The organism is Enterococcus sp. DIV0294 (genome assembly GCF_050558155.1).
Classification (GTDB): domain Bacteria; phylum Bacillota; class Bacilli; order Lactobacillales; family Enterococcaceae; genus Enterococcus; species Enterococcus faecalis.
The window spans coordinates 2,272,740-2,289,210 of sequence record NZ_CP187889.1; the positions used below are offsets into that span (position 1 = coordinate 2,272,740).

At 37.7% G+C, this 16,471-nt stretch carries 18 protein-coding genes and 1 tRNA gene; 4 read left to right on the forward strand and 15 right to left on the reverse strand.

Annotated features, from left to right (window positions below; translation table 11 throughout):
• Positions 1 to 17: 17 nt before the first annotated feature.
• From dnaX to galE, 3 genes are all read right to left on the reverse strand, one after another.
• The gene (gene dnaX, locus IGJ20_RS11045) at positions 18 to 1,778 is read right to left on the reverse strand and encodes a DNA polymerase III subunit gamma/tau (protein ID WP_126254891.1); all 1,761 of its coding nucleotides are present in this window, start codon (positions 1,776 to 1,778) and stop codon (positions 18 to 20) included.
• Between the two features lie 71 nt (positions 1,779 to 1,849).
• A complete protein-coding gene (locus IGJ20_RS11050) occupies positions 1,850 to 3,100 on the reverse strand; it encodes a UDP-glucose--hexose-1-phosphate uridylyltransferase (protein WP_161970882.1) in 1,251 nt (416 codons plus the stop codon).
• Positions 3,081 to 4,073, reverse strand: coding sequence for a UDP-glucose 4-epimerase GalE (gene galE / locus IGJ20_RS11055; protein ID WP_128720829.1), 993 nt, complete (start codon positions 4,071 to 4,073; stop codon positions 3,081 to 3,083). Before galE ends, IGJ20_RS11050 begins: the two co-directional genes overlap by 20 nt.
• A 267-nt stretch (positions 4,074 to 4,340) precedes the next feature.
• On the opposite strand from galE, the gene IGJ20_RS11060 reads away from it, so the two are divergent.
• Positions 4,341 to 4,508, forward strand: coding sequence for a DUF3042 family protein (locus IGJ20_RS11060; protein ID WP_002356337.1), 168 nt, complete (start codon positions 4,341 to 4,343; stop codon positions 4,506 to 4,508).
• 161 nt (positions 4,509 to 4,669) lie between these two features.
• Here the strand turns inward: IGJ20_RS11060 and IGJ20_RS11065 are convergent, their stop codons facing one another.
• The 8 genes from IGJ20_RS11065 to IGJ20_RS11100 form a co-directional block, all read right to left on the reverse strand.
• Positions 4,670 to 6,508, reverse strand: a complete 1,839-nt coding sequence (locus IGJ20_RS11065; protein ID WP_126254865.1) for an FAD/NAD(P)-binding protein — start codon at positions 6,506 to 6,508, stop codon at positions 4,670 to 4,672.
• Positions 6,509 to 6,521: 13 nt separating this feature from the next.
• On the reverse strand, positions 6,522 to 6,872 hold the full coding sequence (locus IGJ20_RS11070) for a DUF488 domain-containing protein (RefSeq protein ID WP_002362343.1): 351 nt from the start codon (positions 6,870 to 6,872) through the stop codon (positions 6,522 to 6,524).
• Positions 6,873 to 6,993: 121 nt separating this feature from the next.
• Entirely contained in the window at positions 6,994 to 7,392 is a 399-nt protein-coding gene (locus tag IGJ20_RS11075) for a rhodanese-like domain-containing protein (RefSeq protein WP_002356334.1), read from the reverse strand.
• A gap of 15 nt (positions 7,393 to 7,407) precedes the next feature.
• A complete protein-coding gene (locus IGJ20_RS11080; RefSeq protein ID WP_002356333.1) occupies positions 7,408 to 8,379 on the reverse strand; it encodes an ROK family glucokinase in 972 nt (323 codons plus the stop codon).
• On the reverse strand, positions 8,380 to 8,598 hold the full coding sequence (locus tag IGJ20_RS11085; protein WP_002356332.1) for a YqgQ family protein: 219 nt from the start codon (positions 8,596 to 8,598) through the stop codon (positions 8,380 to 8,382). It lies immediately after the preceding gene.
• A gap of 17 nt (positions 8,599 to 8,615) precedes the next feature.
• Positions 8,616 to 9,326 (reverse strand): rhomboid family intramembrane serine protease, encoded by a 711-nt coding sequence (locus IGJ20_RS11090; RefSeq protein ID WP_126254866.1) that lies wholly within the window; start codon positions 9,324 to 9,326, stop codon positions 8,616 to 8,618.
• Between the two features lie 10 nt (positions 9,327 to 9,336).
• Positions 9,337 to 9,879, reverse strand: a complete 543-nt coding sequence (locus tag IGJ20_RS11095) for a 5-formyltetrahydrofolate cyclo-ligase (RefSeq protein WP_002394065.1) — start codon at positions 9,877 to 9,879, stop codon at positions 9,337 to 9,339.
• 87 nt (positions 9,880 to 9,966) lie between these two features.
• Positions 9,967 to 10,737, reverse strand: a complete 771-nt coding sequence (locus IGJ20_RS11100) for an alpha/beta fold hydrolase (RefSeq protein ID WP_010815263.1) — start codon at positions 10,735 to 10,737, stop codon at positions 9,967 to 9,969.
• 164 nt (positions 10,738 to 10,901) lie between these two features.
• Here IGJ20_RS11100 and IGJ20_RS11105 point away from each other — a divergent pair, with 164 nt between their 5' ends.
• From IGJ20_RS11105 to IGJ20_RS11115, 3 genes are all read left to right on the forward strand, one after another.
• Entirely contained in the window at positions 10,902 to 11,477 is a 576-nt protein-coding gene (locus IGJ20_RS11105; protein WP_002356327.1) for a DUF805 domain-containing protein, read from the forward strand.
• A gap of 90 nt (positions 11,478 to 11,567) precedes the next feature.
• Entirely contained in the window at positions 11,568 to 13,133 is a 1,566-nt protein-coding gene (locus tag IGJ20_RS11110; RefSeq protein ID WP_161970881.1) for a hypothetical protein, read from the forward strand.
• Entirely contained in the window at positions 13,085 to 14,218 is a 1,134-nt protein-coding gene (locus IGJ20_RS11115; RefSeq protein ID WP_029656607.1) for a DUF4950 domain-containing protein, read from the forward strand. The genes IGJ20_RS11110 and IGJ20_RS11115 overlap by 49 nt, the downstream gene beginning before the upstream one ends.
• 244 nt (positions 14,219 to 14,462) lie before the next feature.
• Here the strand turns inward: IGJ20_RS11115 and IGJ20_RS11120 are convergent, their stop codons facing one another.
• The 4 genes from IGJ20_RS11120 to rpmG form a co-directional block, all read right to left on the reverse strand.
• Positions 14,463 to 15,527: an FUSC family protein gene (locus tag IGJ20_RS11120; protein WP_126254868.1), complete on the reverse strand. Its 1,065-nt coding sequence runs from the start codon at positions 15,525 to 15,527 to the stop codon at positions 14,463 to 14,465.
• 255 nt (positions 15,528 to 15,782) lie between these two features.
• Positions 15,783 to 16,034, reverse strand: coding sequence for a hypothetical protein (locus IGJ20_RS11125; RefSeq protein WP_002403006.1), 252 nt, complete (start codon positions 16,032 to 16,034; stop codon positions 15,783 to 15,785).
• Between the two features lie 89 nt (positions 16,035 to 16,123).
• Positions 16,124 to 16,213: transfer RNA gene (locus IGJ20_RS11130), tRNA-Ser, on the reverse strand.
• Positions 16,214 to 16,308: 95 nt separating this feature from the next.
• A complete protein-coding gene (rpmG, locus tag IGJ20_RS11135) occupies positions 16,309 to 16,458 on the reverse strand; it encodes a 50S ribosomal protein L33 (protein ID WP_002356321.1) in 150 nt (49 codons plus the stop codon).
• Between the last annotated feature and the right edge of the window lie 13 nt (positions 16,459 to 16,471).

Below are 16,471 nucleotides of genomic sequence, written 5' to 3' on the forward strand. Positions count from 1 at the left end.
TCCTCGACTCCTTCATATTAATCATCTAGTACTTCGACAAGCTCTTCACCAAACATAGCGATTGCTTCATCTACTACTGGATTTTCTTGTGAATGTTCATTTGTTACAGGCGGTTCGTCCGCTAGACGAGCCATTTCATTTTCAGGTTCAGAATGATTCAAACTGCCCTGATTTTGGTTAATAAAACTTTGTCTTAGTTTTGGCCAGCTTTCTCTAGTAATACAGACCATCTCTGGTGTATAGTCCAACAAACGGCTTAAATTATTATTGAAAGCTAACTGCATCTCTTCATCATCTGTTGCACGAGCACAAACAATCTCATAGTCAAATGCCACCACGATGCCCTTAGGACTCGCTGCGACAGGTTCACTAGCCTTTAGCATCGCTCGTTGAGTCACAGATAATGTTTGCAGTAAGTCTTCCCAGACATTTTTCACATTCATTAAATGTGTTCTAGTCGCTTCGTTTAAGACTTGATATACCCGTTCTGTGGGTACACGGAACGAACTTTTTGGCGCTTGTGGTCGTGCTTGTTGACGTGGCGCATCTGCTTCTTTGACAGCTACACCGTGTTTCTTTAATTCAGCCAGTTCTTTCTTCAGTTGCCCGATTTGATTTTGTAAATCTGCTAATTCTGGATTTCCCTCTGCACTACCACCTTGATTAGTTGTTTCTGGCGTGTTGTGTTTATTGGGTTGCACCGTTTTAGCTAATTTGACAGTGGCTACTTCCAGATAGATATTCGCATTGTTGGTAAAGCGGATCTCATTTTGTGTGTCACTTAAAATTTGGATTAGTTGGCAGATTTTTTCAGCTGGTGTTTGTGTAGCTAGTTCCTTAAATGCTTCTGTCAAAGTGCCTGCTTTTTCTGCTAATAACTTCGGTGCTTGCTGATACATCAGCAAATCTCGACAATATAATAACAAATCTTCTAAGAAACGGCGCGCTTCTTTGCCTTCGCCTAAAATACTTTCCAAGCCTTCTAATGCTCGTTCAACATCACCGGCGACACAACACTGAATATAATGATCCATCATTTCATAGGTTAGGCTGCCTGTCACTTGCATTGCATCTTCCAGTGTTACTTTTTCATCACTAAAGGAAATCGTTTGATCCAAGATACTCAAGGCATCTCGCATCCCACCTTCCGCAGCACGTCCAATCACATAAAGGGCTTGTTCCTCATAATCGAGAGCCATTTCCTGCATGATATGGGCCATATGATCGACGATATCTTGCGTACTAATTCGCTTAAAATCAAAGCGTTGCGTCCGTGAGATAATCGTTAACGGAATCTTGTGTGGTTCAGTCGTTGCTAAGATAAAAATAACATTTTGTGGCGGTTCTTCCAAGGTTTTTAAAAGTGCATTGAACGCGCCTGTTGATAGCATATGAACTTCATCAATAATATAAACTTTGTACTCGGCTTGTGTCGGTGCATACTTTGCTTTATCACGAATATCACGGATTTCTTCCACGCCATTATTACTCGCCGCATCAATTTCAATGACATCATTTAAACGACCTTCCGTAATGGCTACACAGGTTTCACAAACATTACAAGGTTCACCATCTTGACTATGTTTACAGTTAATCGCTTTAGCGAAAATTTTTGCGGCACTGGTTTTACCTGTACCACGAGGGCCAGTAAATAAATAGGCATGAGATGTTTTCTTTTGCACTATCGCATTTTTCAGTGTCTGAGTAATTGCTTTTTGTCCTACTACGTCATCGAAACGTTGTGAACGCCAGACCCGATAAAGTGCTTGATAAGCCATTTTTTACCCTCCCTTATTTTTCATTCTTATCTATTATACGTGATTTTTAGTCATTCGGCATCTTTTTTCTTTTAATGAGTCACTGGCGCAACCATTGCTAAAAAAGCCGCTTTTCCTTCACTTGTTTCTGCAAACGCACTGGCTTCTTTTAATCGCTGTTGATACGCTGAAGCGACAGTTTCAAGTGCCTGCGTTTTCTGGTTGTTCCAAGTCGTTAAACCTTGGACTTCTGCTAACGTTAACGAAGGCTTTGCTTGAGGTCGACTAAAAATTAAGTCCATGACATATAAAAGTTCTTTTCGTCGGGCAACGATTTGTATCTCATCCGTGGGCAGTTTTAGCATTTGCCATTGCTCAAAAATATCATTTGCGGCTTGGGCAACTTCTGACGCATTCGGTCCCTCTAGGCGAAATGTCGCAACTGGCCAATTCACCATTCCTGCGTTGATTAAAGAATAGTTAGCTAACTCAACATATTCTGAAATGCTCGCTTCGGCTAATGGAAATTGTTGCAAACCCGTTTGATAATAGACATGCTCATTTTGTTCAAAGTCAGCATCAATCCCAGCAAAATAATGAGGAAAGACCTCAACAATTTTCAATAATTGCTGAAAGGTCTTAATTGAACGTTTCACTGCCTGATGTTTTTCAAACGCAATCACACCTTGTTGCTGATATTGTGCCTGTTTTACAAAGGAAAACCCCCAGCTTTCTCCATCTAAGTTCATTCGAATCACTCGATGGTTCGTAGTCGCAGGAAATTGCTGACTTCCCTGGTAGCCTTCTGTTGCCATGCACCATTCACAGCGGGGATAGCTTTGTGCAGAGAGCGTTGCTTTTGGCGCCTCACTGTGGACCTTATTTGCTAAAAAATCACCATAGACTGTTGAAAAAACAACAGGTTTTTCCTGTTCAATGACCGTACCGTTTTTTTGACAAAGTTGGTAAAAATACTCGGTAGCCTCTTGTGGCTCTTTGGCATAATGTTGTGCAAAAAAAGCATTAACCACAGAAGGTGGCGGTGTTAACAAATCCATCAATTGCACCATGAACTGTTCTTTTTGTTGCTCTGTTTTTACAAGTTGGTTGGCACTCGCAATTTGACACAATTGTTCCGCCAAATCAGCGGCGGGTGTTGCCACAGGCCGTATGTCTACTTCGCCTAATTCTTGTTCACCAATCATTGATAATAAACGGTTCTGAAGATATAAGCGATCCAATTCCATCCAACCACCTGCTTGAATAGCAAGTGTGGTAAAATCGGCAATCATTTGACTCGTGGTCATCGATTCATTCCTCCTATTACTTTTCTTGATATCCATGTGGATGAGCTTGGTGCCATTGCCAAGCGGTGGCGATAATGTCCTTGACCTCAGTTATTTCTGGTTGCCAGCCTAAAACTCGTTTGGCTTTTTCACTAGAAGCAATTAACGTACTAGGATCCCCTGCTCGGCGTGGCGCGATTCTCGCAGGAATTTCTTGACCTGTCACTTCGCGTGCAGCATCTAACATTTCTTTAACAGAATAACCGTTGTTGCTACCCAGGTTAAAGACGTCACTTTCGCCGCCATTTTTCAAGTATTCTAAAGCCAAAATATGTGCTGCAATCAAGTCTTCAATGTAAACATAATCTCGAATGCACGTGCCATCTGGTGTATCATAATCATCCCCAAAAATACTTAGCTCTGCTCGTTGGCCCAATGCCACTTGTAAAATAATTGGCACAATATGCGTTTCTGGCGTGTGATCCTCACCAATTGAGGCATCTTTTTTTGCTCCCGCAACATTAAAATAACGCAAAGCAACATATTTCATTCCATAAGCGTTGTCGCACCATTTCATGATTTTTTCCATCATTAATTTACTTTCCCCATACGGGTTTTTAGGATTCGTTGGGGTTTCTTCTGTAATAGGCATTGCTTTTGGTTCGCCATAAGTGGCCGCTGTGGAAGAAAAAACAATATGTTTCACTCCGAATTCTTGCATGACTTCCAAGGCAATTTGAGTGCCGTGAACATTGTTATTGAAATACATTAACGGTTTCTCCACGGATTCTCCTACTAAAGAATTGGCCGCAAAGTGCAACACCCCTTCAATTGATTCCTTTTCAAAGACACTACGTAAAAAAGCTTTATCACGAATATCGCCTTCATAGAAAGTCGCTTGTTCATGAACTGCTGAACGATGTCCCGTTAATAAATTATCAACAACCACAACGGCATATCCTTTTGAAATTAATTGATCGACGGCATGTGAGCCAATGTAGCCTGCGCCACCTAATACTAAAATAGACATAAATACGCTCCTTTTTCTCTCTAATTTCTTTTTCTATTGTACCATTAAATAAGGTTTACTTCTGAATTATTTCATTTTGTAAACAGGATTTAATTTGGCCATTTCTCCTTATTCATTTTTCCTATAAAAATATAGAAAAGACTTGGTAAATTTTAACAAATCTCTAAATTAGTCGTAGAGTTTATGAAAAATCATTGTAACTATTGGATTTTTTTGCTTTTTTCCGTCATAATAGAAACAAATACAATTTGAAAGAAGGAATGAACGATGAAAAAATTTGTATCAGGTATGTTAGTCGGTACTGCTATCACAGTTGCTGCTTTAGCCGGTGTGGCTACAACTATTAAAAAAACAGTCATTGATCCAATTGAAGAAAAAGAAGATATGATTGAAGAAAACCGTAAAAAAGCGATGCGTAAACGTATTGCACGTTAAAAATAGCTGTGACGTTGAGATAAAAAATCTAACGGCAAGAAATCAACAGGAGCGCTTCTGGCTTGGTTGATTCTCTTAAGCATAACAAGTGGTCATCCATCAAAGCGATGGATGACCACTTGTTATGCTTTCTTTTTTACCAAAGGAGCTGACTATTTTTCTTAACTATTAAAAATAGTAGCAGCAATCCGATCCATATCACGCATATTCCAAGGATCCACACCAGGACGAGCTGCAGCGGCTGTTAACCAATGAATACCTTCTGTTGGAATACCACAACTAAAAAGGCCTGTCGCCACCTGTCCACCTTTTGTGATGACTTGATTCGTGGCAGGCACAATCAAGAGTGCGCCTGTTTTGACTATTTGACCATCAGCTAATGCCAGTTGATGGAGCGTAGCTAGCTTATCGGCTAACAACTGCCTCGTTAAAGGATTCAAACTTTTTTCATTATTAACTTTGGGAATGCGTGCTTCAATTAAAAAGTGACTATTATACCGATTTTCCGGAAATAAATTAGCATAAGTAATAAATTGACCCGCTTTCATTTCGACACGCATTTCTGGCCCCAGAATCGTAACCAATCCCAGTTCAACTAACGCCTGTAGCTCTTCTGTTCTTTCAACAGAAGGTCCCACTGACAAAAAGGTATTCAACGGGGTAAACCAATGCCACAACCACTTTTGACTCTCGTCATTCGTTAATAACCCTTCATCCAAAACAAAGCGAATCTGATCTCTTAAATCTTTTAAACTGTCTAAAGCAGTGGTCAAAGGACCGCTAAGATTGCCTTTCTCTGCTTCTTGAATATCCCATTTTAAATACTCTAGTAAAAACGAACGAAAACTTTCATGAGTGGTTTTCTTTGTTTCAGGATGTTCTAACGCTTGCCAATCAAACCAATCTTGTTTTTCAAAGTGGGCTAGGCTTTCCGGCGCTCCCTTGGTTTGAATAAACAGCTGTTGAAAGGCCTCTTTAGAAAGATGCGGATATTTTTCTTCGATTAAGCAAGTGTAATACACATATTCCACTTCTTTTTTTAAATACCCAAAAAACTCTGCGCCTGTAACCTGTCCTTTTTTACGACATTCAGCTAAATACGTTTCGGTTAAAAAAACAGGCTGATAGGTTTCCCCGTAGCCTTTTTGATTAATCCCTCGAGGATGAGAAGGAAAACCGCGACCAGAACCAGCAATAATAATAGGCTCTCTTCCAGAAGGTTTATAACGTAAGTGGCCATTTTGACGAGAAAAAACACCCCCGCGGCCAATCGTCAAGGCAGATAAATAGTCAAAAAATGCCAAACCTAAGCCTTTTAACACAACGGGTTGTTTTGCAGGTATATTGGCAAGTGCCAATAAAGCATCCGCCGCATTTTTAGGAGAAGAATAAAACAAACGATGCTCCTTGGCGTAGTCCGCAAGCTCTTGTTCAACAGTCGTTAATTCATTTTCTTGGTGACCCAAAGCTAAAATTACTTTGTCTGCCGTAAACTCAATGGATTGGGTGTACACATAATAGTTATCCTCTCCTACCCGTACAGCAGTTACTGGCTCTTTAAAAAACGTCAGCGATGTTTGTTCGTTACACCGCGTGGCTAAATACGTATAAAACCATTTTTGGTACATGCCATAAAAAGCCCTTGAGCAGTGATCATTCGGTCCAAGGCGATGACATTCTTTCAACAACTCAAGATAATTATAGGGTTGTTGCTGTTGAATGTACTGCGCAGCTTCTGTTTGGGTCCATTCATAGAGAGTGGGTCCCTTGACAATTGGTCCTTCGCCACTAAAAGATTCATCTGTAAATAAAGTGACTTGACTAATCACGGTGTTCATTAATAAATAATTAGGTTGCTCTGCTCGCCAAATTTTCCCACCTGGACCGTATGGATCAAACAACGTGAGCTGAACATTTATTTCCGTTTTACGAGCCCATTCAATGACTCGTTCTGCAGCTGATAAGCCTCTGGGTCCAGCACCTACAATTGCAATTTTCATCCAATCACCTACTCTATTTTTCTAATAATTCTTTTAAGACAACCGCTTGATTATGCACTGTATCTTTCGCCCCATAGACCAGCGTGACTACTGGCTGATTTTTTACAATCGTCTGTAACTGCTTAAACGCTGTGGCAGTTGGCTCATGTTTCAATTCTTCTTGGTATTTTTGTTTAAACTCAGGATATTTATTTGCTTCATGATTAAACCATTTCCGTAGCTCTGTACTTGGGGCCACTTCTTTGAGCCATTCATCTAACTTTTCAGATTCCTTGGATTTTCCTCGTGGCCAAACACGGTCAACTAAAACACGGTAGCCATCTTGCTCTGTCGGTGCTTCATATGCTCGCTTGATTTGAATCATCTGCCTTCACCTCTTCTCTTTATTGTAGCTCAAAAAGTGAGGACTGACAAAAAGCAACATCTCTATTAAGCTTTCCTATACAAAAAGAGTTGGTCTCAATGAAGACCAACTCTTTTTGTTATTAACTATTTCTCTTTTTCACTTTCCCAGTCCAGCCATCATAGCCGCCTTTTAAAATATAAATATCAGTATAGCCATTTTTGCGTAATAAATTAGCTGCTCGGATACTTAAAGCTTTCTTCTGATCATAAAGATAAACAGGTTGATCCTTACGAAGAGAACCAATTGTTGTTTTTAACATGCTGTATGGCATGCTGCGCGCCCCTAAAATATGCCCAGCATCAAATGTATCTTTCTCACGAACGTCAATCACTTGTGCTTTACGCATTGTTTCTTTAAATTCTTCTTCCGTCAGCATTTTTGCTGAACGTTTCACCATAATTTTCAAATATAATTCATTGAATACCATCGCTAGTACAATAACTAGCAAAATGCCATTGATTACCCATAAAATACTCATTCTAAAAAGCCCTCTCTATTTCTCTTTTGAAAATTGTAATGCTAGTGAAGCGGCACCAATGACGCCGGCCTCATTACCTAGCTCTGCTAATTTGATTTTTGTACTATTTCGAACTTGCGGGAAGGTAAATTCTTGGAAATATTTTTCGACACGACTACGTAAAAATTCTCCTGCTGCAGAAACACCTCCACCGATAACCACGCTATCTGGATTTAACGTGTTACCTAAGTTCCCTGTGGCTAAGCCTAAATAGAAACAAACACGATCCACAACCATTAAAGCAAAATGATCGCCTTTTTCAGCAAATTCAAAAACATCTTTACTCGAAACATCTTGTCCATCATCAATCGCTTGTTTCAGTTCAGAGTCACCTGCAAACTCTTCTGATAAATGACGTGCAACACGAACGACACCAGTGGCACTAGAAACAGTTTCTAAACAGCCACGTTTCCCACAGGTACAGTCAAAGCCGTTAGGATCAACCGTCACATGCCCAACTTCACCAGCACAGCCAGCAACACCGTGGAGCAATTCTCCCGCTGCAACAATGCCTCCGCCGACACCTGTTCCTAAAGTAATAAAAATCACGTCGGGATTGTTTTCCCCCGCGCCTTTCCAACGCTCACCTAAAGCGGCAACATTGGCATCATTATCTAAGGCAAACGGAATTCCTAAAGCAGATTCGATTTGTTCTTTGACAGGCTGTACAGTCGTCCAGTTTAAATTATAGGCACCTACAACAGTTCCTTTTTCAATGTCGACACTTCCTGGTGTTCCCATACCAATTCCCACAAAATCTTCTTTTTTCATATTATAAAGATCTATACGGTGACGAATACTTTCAATAATTGATGGCACAATATGCTTGCCATCTTCTAAAATATTCGTTTCAATACTCCATTTTTGTTGAACAACGCCATCGGTTGTTAAAATAGCAAATTTGATGGTCGTTCCACCTAAATCAATCCCAATAATCTTCTTATCCATTTAGTCGATTCCTTTCTGCTTCCCTCTAGATTCTTCTATTCGATGCTCTCTTTGCAAAATATGCCGGGCCTGTAAATACGTATCTCGGTCTACCAATTGACCTTCATACAATTTTTTTAATTCAATCATCATTAACTCAATATCATAAATCCGTGCACCGACATAAATATACATCCCAAACTGTTTAAAAAGTTGTTGTACATCATATAACGTTTCCATACGAAAACACTTCCTTATTATACAGGTAAACCGTATTTTTTAAAACCCAATAACAGACAAATTACGACAAGAAAAATAAAAATTAACGTGGCCATAATTCGCTCGTGCTTATTAAATGCTTCTTCACGATTTGGAACAGCAAAAGTCGTCGCTACTAATAGTCCACCAATTAGACCGCCAACATGACCCATCATATCTACAGAGCTACTAAACAAGTTAAATAACAAATTAATCACAATAAACATTGAATAGCGTTGCACCATATACATAATCGCTGGATTGTCTCTAAAATGGCGTCCTAAAATAACAAATGCGCCAAACAAACCAAAAAGCGCTGTACTAGCACCCGCTGAGACACTGTTGGGTGTCCCAAAGGCAAAACTGGCGATATTTCCAGCAATCCCACTCAATAAATAAATTCCCAAATAGCGCCAATGCCCATAAATTGCCTCAACCTGTGCGCCGATATAATAAAGAGTAACCATATTCAAAATAATATGCATAAACCCAATGTGAAGAAACATTGGCGTGATAAACCGCCAGTATTCATGATTTTGAGCTACCAGTGGACGAACCATTGCTCCCCAATTAACTAAGTTTAAAATATTTTCTGATCCTCCAGTTAATTCCAATCCAAGGAAAACAATGATTGAAATACCTAAAAGGGCATACGTAATGAACGGCTGATTTTTTAGCCGTTTCAATTTCATTTCTGTTTGATAATTCATTCCATTCCTCCTATTGTATAAATAATTGTTCGATTGGCTGATCAAACGCTTCTGGTTGCCATTGCTCATGGAGTTGTTCACTAAAAACTAAACTACATGAATGGCCCGAAAAATGTTCCAAATAACGATCATAAAAACCACCGCCGAAGCCTATTCGATAGCCAGCACGATTGAAAACAATCCCTGGCACAATCAATAAATCAATCGCTGTAGCTGTTATTTCTGCCGCTGTTAACGGAGGTTCTTCCACGCCAAATGCACTGGTGTCATAAACCGTCTCTGGAAAGACTTGATAAAAGTGCATTTTGCCTCCTTTAAATGTTCGCGGCACCGCCACTTGCTTGCCCTCTTGCATGGCCCGTTCGAAAATTGGCTGTGTTGATAATTCTAGCGGTAACGACCGAATCATTCCGATCGTTTGTGCTTGTTGCCATTGCTGACTAGCAAACAACTGTTCATAGAGACTTGATTCTTTATGTTGTTTAATTTCTGGATGTTGTTTTAGCCATTCCAGGGCAGTTAAGCCCACTTTTCTCAACTTGTTTTTCTCCATGTACACCTTCAACCCCTTTTCTGTTAAGTTTATAGAAAGTGTTCTTAAAAAACAAGCTGATTCCCCTTTTCTCTTTGAAAAATCCCGTTATTTTTCTAACGTTTTTGACGCTTCTTTAAAAAAGTCAACAACCAAATCCATTGTTTCTCCTTTCACTAAATGCCGCTCACCGATTTCCGTTATAAATTGCGTATTTCTCGCATACGTTTTCCCAGACACTAATTGTTCAAAATCATCCATGTCTTCATAAGGAATTTTTTCATCTTCCGTTCCATGCCAAAACAGCATCGGTCGTTCTTGTAGTCTTTCTGGCGTTTGTGATAAATCGTATTGATGCACCCAACTTAGCAACAGTGGCAAGTCTTTAGGTACAAAAATAGCAAATTCTTTCGCCCGTTGAATCACTCGCTGAATATAGCGCGCCGGATAGGGTGTTCCCATTAAGCAAGCAGCAGCTTGAATCTCAGGATGTTGGGTCATAAGAGCGCTAGTAGTAATACCGCCCATGGATACACCACCCACGCCAATCCAATTTTCTTTAATCAACCCTAATTTATGAAAATGATGGATAATTACTGGAAATTCAATCAAATTATATTGAATGCTACTCCAAAATGTAATCGATGGAATCGTGGAAATAGGTCCTGTTTTTCTTTCTCCGTGGTTCATGGCATCTGGTAAAATGACCCGAAACCCCTCGTGTGCTAATTTTCTCGCTTGTGTTAAAGATAATTCTTTAGCTGATTGCCAACCATGATAGTAAACAATTAAAGGTAATGCTTCGTTTTTTTGCTCTTCTGTTGTCACTTCTAATGCTGGAATTTTTGCTATGTAGCGATGTCTAATACTGATTTTCATTCATGATTCCTCCATTATAAAATATCTTCTCTTATTTTACCGTTTTTTGATAAAACCTGCTCTTTATATGATTTATCAAAAAAACACAAAATATGCGAATTCGCATTTTCCTATTTTATTACTTTCCGTTATAATCATTTTATTAAATACAAAGGGGTGTTTTTATGGTTAAAATTGAGGAAAAAGGCAAAGTAACATTTGGACAAGCTTTTAAAGATTATTTTCGTGGCTATGTTGATTTTAAAGGTCGGACCACACGTGCTGGTTATTGGTGGATGACATTGGTATTAAGCATTTTAGCACTTATTTTTTATATTGCCATTGTCGGCAAAGCCGTGTCAGCAATTTTAGCAGCTGAATATTTTGAAACCTATGATTTTGGAAACTTATTACCGTTGATGCTTTTTGCACTTGTTTTATGGTTAGCTTTATTATTACCAACGTGGGCAATGTGTGTACGTCGGTATCGTGATGCTGGGATGACAGGTTGGGGCGTGCTTGTTTTATATCTACTTTCTATTGCCTGTAGCTATACACAAGTTTTCTCTGTTATGTCAACACTGAAATATGACGTTCAAACAGATACTGTGATAACAGGTGGCAGTCCCGTCTTCTTATTTTTCACTCTTGTGATTAGTCTGTTTTTCTTCTTACTAACAGTCTTACCGACAGATAAACTAACAACAACTAGCCAAAATAGCGTCTTACGCTTCTTCTTCCGTTACAAAGAAGTGAAGTAAGGAAAAGTTTTAAGCCTTTCTTTTAAAAGAAGGGCTTTTTTCTTATTTTAAAATCTTTATGATAAAATAAGAACTAGTCTAGTTAAAAAAATGGAAGGAGAAAATATGGCTACTTTTAAACGGATTCTGAATCTAGAAAATTATATTTTTACTTTTTTTATTTTATTTGTCTTTTACGGCGCAATTAACTCTCCCTATTCGCTGGTGAAAATTCTTTGGGAAAAGCCTAAGCACTTGCTTGTTTTACTTCCTCTATTAATTATTCTATTGTTGATTATTTATAAAAACAAAAAATTTCTTTACACTAAGATTCAAGCGCTCTGGCACTTAATAAAAACCCATGATCGTGTGGTTATTATTGGTAGTTTGATCAGTTTATTTTTACTGCAACTTTTACTCCTGATGCAGATTACTGTGCCGATTGGCTGGGATGTTTTTGACAACTTTCATAGTATTACCACTGAAAATAAGGATTATTCAAAAATCGTACTTTCTTTAAACCCCAATAACGAATTTTTCTTTTTCATGATGTATTACCTGAATAAATTTTTGCGTTTCATTGATGTAACAGGGAGCTGGAGCAATACTTGGTTTAGTTGGCAAGTGGTTAATTGCTTGTTTATTAATAGCAGTTTATTTCTCTTTTATCATGCCTCTAAACGTGTCTTTAATCCATTAACGGCCTTCGTTGCTTATAGTTTATTTTTTCTTTCTTTCGGATTGTCTCCATGGTTACTCACGCCTTATACAGATACGGCCGTCTTATTGTTCATCAACCTAGTCTTTTTTGCATATAGCCTTTTTGAGCAAGTTTCCCCTCCCTTCGTAAAATATTGTTTATTACTGTTTATTGGGATTGGCTTAGCTTGGTGTTTTTTAATGAAACCTTCGTCTATTATCTTTTTTATTGCATTTAGTTGTATCAAAGTGCTGCAACTTCTTTTAGTAAATCGGAACAAACAGTCTATCGTAAAATTAACCGTGGTTGCTCTCTTTTTACTGACTGGTTTCGCCAGCGCATATTATAGTTTTCAATTTTTTGTGGAAAAACAAACGATTACGGAAATCGATAAAGAACAAGCCAAGCCTTGGACACTTTTTGTAATGATGGGTTTGACGGGAACTGGCGGTTACAATGATGCAGATACACAAGCAGTAAATCAGTTGCCTACACAAGAAGCCAAAAAAGCTTATACCATAAAAATGATTCAAGACCGTTTAAAAAATAAAGGATTCTTCGGTTATCTCCGTTTTCTGGCTCAAAAAAATCGTCATAATACTGCCAATGGTGATTTTGACTGGGGTTGGGATGGCGGTGATTTAATCCCAGAAACACCTTCTAAAAATCGTTGGCAAGAACACTTGCGGTCACTGTATTATCCGCAAAATCAAAAAAGTAACTATCTACGAATTTATATGCATTTTTTCTATTTACTCACATTACTAGGTCTATTGTTCAGTATCCCTCTAAAAGATTCAAAAAATAACTACGCGATTTTAAAATTAGCTTTCATTGGAGCTATTCTGTATTTATTGCTCTTTGAAGGCGGCCGCTCTCGCTATTTAATCCAGTTTATGCCGTTTTGGTACTTGTTATCAGCGAGTGGTTGGCTGGGGTTGAGAGAGATTCGAAGATACAAAAAAATAGTAAAATAGAAAAGAGGATTGAGTTAAAAATGAAAAAAAGTTTACTGGGGTTGATTGTTTTTTTATCCTTACTGACCCTTACTTCTTGCAGAAATAAAGTGACCACAAAAGAGCTAATGGCAAACGAGTGGGCCGTAAACTCCAACGTTGATGAAGTAGTAATGATTGTATCATTCAGCGAAGATACCGCTACTTTCAAAATCAATACAGATGAACACACATCAACTGCAAAAAATGATTTGGAAAAAGCAGGCGAAGAATTAGGTAAACAAATTGCAAATAAAATAGAATACAAAGTCAAATACCATCTAAAAAACAATCAAATTCGTTGGGAAAATGAAGGAAAAGAAGTAGCTTACAAGATAAAAAAAGAAAAGCAAAATCTACTTTTCACTCCTACTAAGACAAACAATTCTGATAACCAAACAAAACTAGTTTTGAAACCTTACACAAAGAAAAGTATTGATTCTTCCACTCAAAAAGATAAAACGGAAGAAACCAGCTCTAATTATCAAAACGTCTCATCTGAAACAAACCAATCTACCTCTTCATCTACTACTAAAGAACCGCTACCACAAGTTAGCTTAGCTGATTTTATAGGCGGTTGGGGTATTCCTCAAAGTGATAACTTATTTTTTATAAATGCTGACGGAACACTCACTAGCATAACTCAATCGAATGTTCCTCTTCAAAATGTAAGTTTTTCTGTGGATGAGAATGGTAATCAAACAATGACGTTTCTTTTGAATAATACGCCCCGAACAGTAACGAAAAATAATGATGGTACTTTAACTGTTAATGGACAAATATACACTTATCTAGGTAATATTACGTTGGAACAATTAATTGAAAGAAATAATCAAACTCAACAAGTTTTTGAACAATCTGAACAGCAACCACCACAAAACTCTGATTCTCGTGAACAAATACAAAATTCTAAATCAGACCAACCTATATACGATACGGTACGAAGTGGTGAAGGTGGGCGACAGTTAGCCGAAAGAAATGGTTTAACCTTAGAAGAATTATTAGCATTAAATCCAGGCATTGAAACTTCTGTTTTTTATCCTGGTCAGTCATTACGAATTAAATAGAAATTTAGGTATACTAATAGATAATAGTCTATAAAAGTAGAACTGGACCATCTACCATTTACTTTGGGATACCAGTTGATGGCAATCAGTTTGACGAAGTGGAACTAGACCTTGTACCGACTGACTCAGCAAAAATTGCGACATTGGATATAGCAGTTGGTCATTGATTAATAGCATATATGGAATATACACAAAAATGTCTAAGGAGCCTAACATTCTTTCAAGAAAGAATGTTAGGCTCCTTTTATTCAGACAATTTCAGCCACTCTTTGCGATTGCAATAGGACATAGTTTTTACAAAGACAAAATGATAAAGCAAACCGTAAGCTAGCCCCAACATATTTAACAAAATTCTTAAGTAAAAACTTGTTTCTAGCCCAAATATCATAGAAGCTGCCATGATAGCACCAACACAATTGAAAATCGTTTTACTTTTATAAGATGTGCATAAGCCTAAACAAAGTCCTCCTAAAATACCAAGTAGGTTCGTTGGTATATAAAATAACAAGATAGCCGATACTAGAGAACCAATAACGACCCCTATTATTCGTTCTTTTGCTCGTTCAGACAATTTAAACGTATCATACCCAGAAAATAATGACGAACTAGCAAATGTTGCCCACATAAAGCGGTCAATCTGAAGGTGCGTTCCTATAAAAAGTAATAAGCTAATGCCTAAAGCGTAATAACCAAACCAAATATTTCTTTGATTAAAAAAACCATTTTCTGTAACCATCTGTATAAAAGTAATCTCTTGATCCAACTTTTTATGTTTCACATGATAAACAAAAGCTAAAAGTAGATAAGCAAACACTAATACAAAGAAAGTTTGTTCTAATTGCTGAAACGATTGATAGTGAACCGTGCCAACTAAATATAAGTAGGAGAACGTATACAAGCCAGGATTACCCATTTTAGGGTTTTTACCAGTTAAGAAAAACAATGCCAGCAAGCAGATAAAATGAAGACCCCATTGTAAAAATGATACAGAAATCAGTGAAATTAGTGGACTAACTCCTAGAATTGTTAACACGATTCCTAAACTAAGCAAGGCCTGTTTTTCCCTGTAGCCATATGAGACGAAGCGGATACTCAACAGCAAACAAAATAATACAATTGAAAAAGGCGCTACAGCTTTTCCAAAGAAAAAAGTAATCGTCGACACCCATAAAATCGCAAACGAAACTAATAAGATATCCCTTATTAACAAGGCGCGCCAAAAATATCTCCGCTGTTTTTTAGTGTCCGCTTGATGAATTTTTTGTTTTAAAATAAATGGATCTAACTGCAATAATTGATAAAAAGTCACCTAAAATCATCTCCTAAAAATCGACTCTTCTCAATTCATTATTCCAACTTTTCCTTCTATGAAATCATAAGAAAAGTAGTTGTGACGAACATTTTACTACAACTTTTTTTCTGAATCAATACATGCTTTATTTCTTAATTCAATACCTCTCCCGATACGATTTGCTTACTTCATAAAAAATAAGCCTAGAAAAAATCAAAACGATTAATTCTAGACTCAAAATTAAATAACTGTTGAACAAAAGCTAGCACTTTTTTACATAAACTTTTCCAACAGATCCATTTCTTTTTCTAATTCTTTTTCATCATACTTATCATACTTACCAGCTTCGTGTGCAATTTTTTTAATCTCATGAATGGCTTTTTTCTCAACAATCCATTTCTTCATACTATGTTTTTTTGTATCCTCATCTAGCGAGCTCAACTCTTCTAAACTTGCATCCAATTTGTTCAAAACGTCGGCAATTTTTGCTAATGCTTGCGCTTCTTTTTCTTCATAGTTTGACATAATAGACACCTCTTCTTAAGTATTTTTCTACTTTAAGTGTACGTCTCTGTCGTTTTATTTGCAACTAATAACTCAACTGCTTCTCGGTACGGAGGATAAGGGATTCGAACCCTTGCACGATGTTACTCGCCTAACGGTTTTCGAGACCGTCCCCTTCAGCCAAACTTGGGTAATCCTCCCTCTACATTCCATCTACAAATGAACATGTAATGAATCAATAGATAAAAAGCCTAGACCCTTACACAACAAGGATTCTAGGCTCTGTCTAACTAAATTATTTAGTTTCACGGTGTAAAGTAACTTTTCTTTCACGTGGGCAATATTTTTGTTTTTCTAAACGATCAGGATTGTTACGTTTATTTTTATTTGTTAAGTAGTTACGTTCTTTACAAGAAGTACACTCTAAAGTAATGTTTACGCGCATGTTTTCCCCTCCT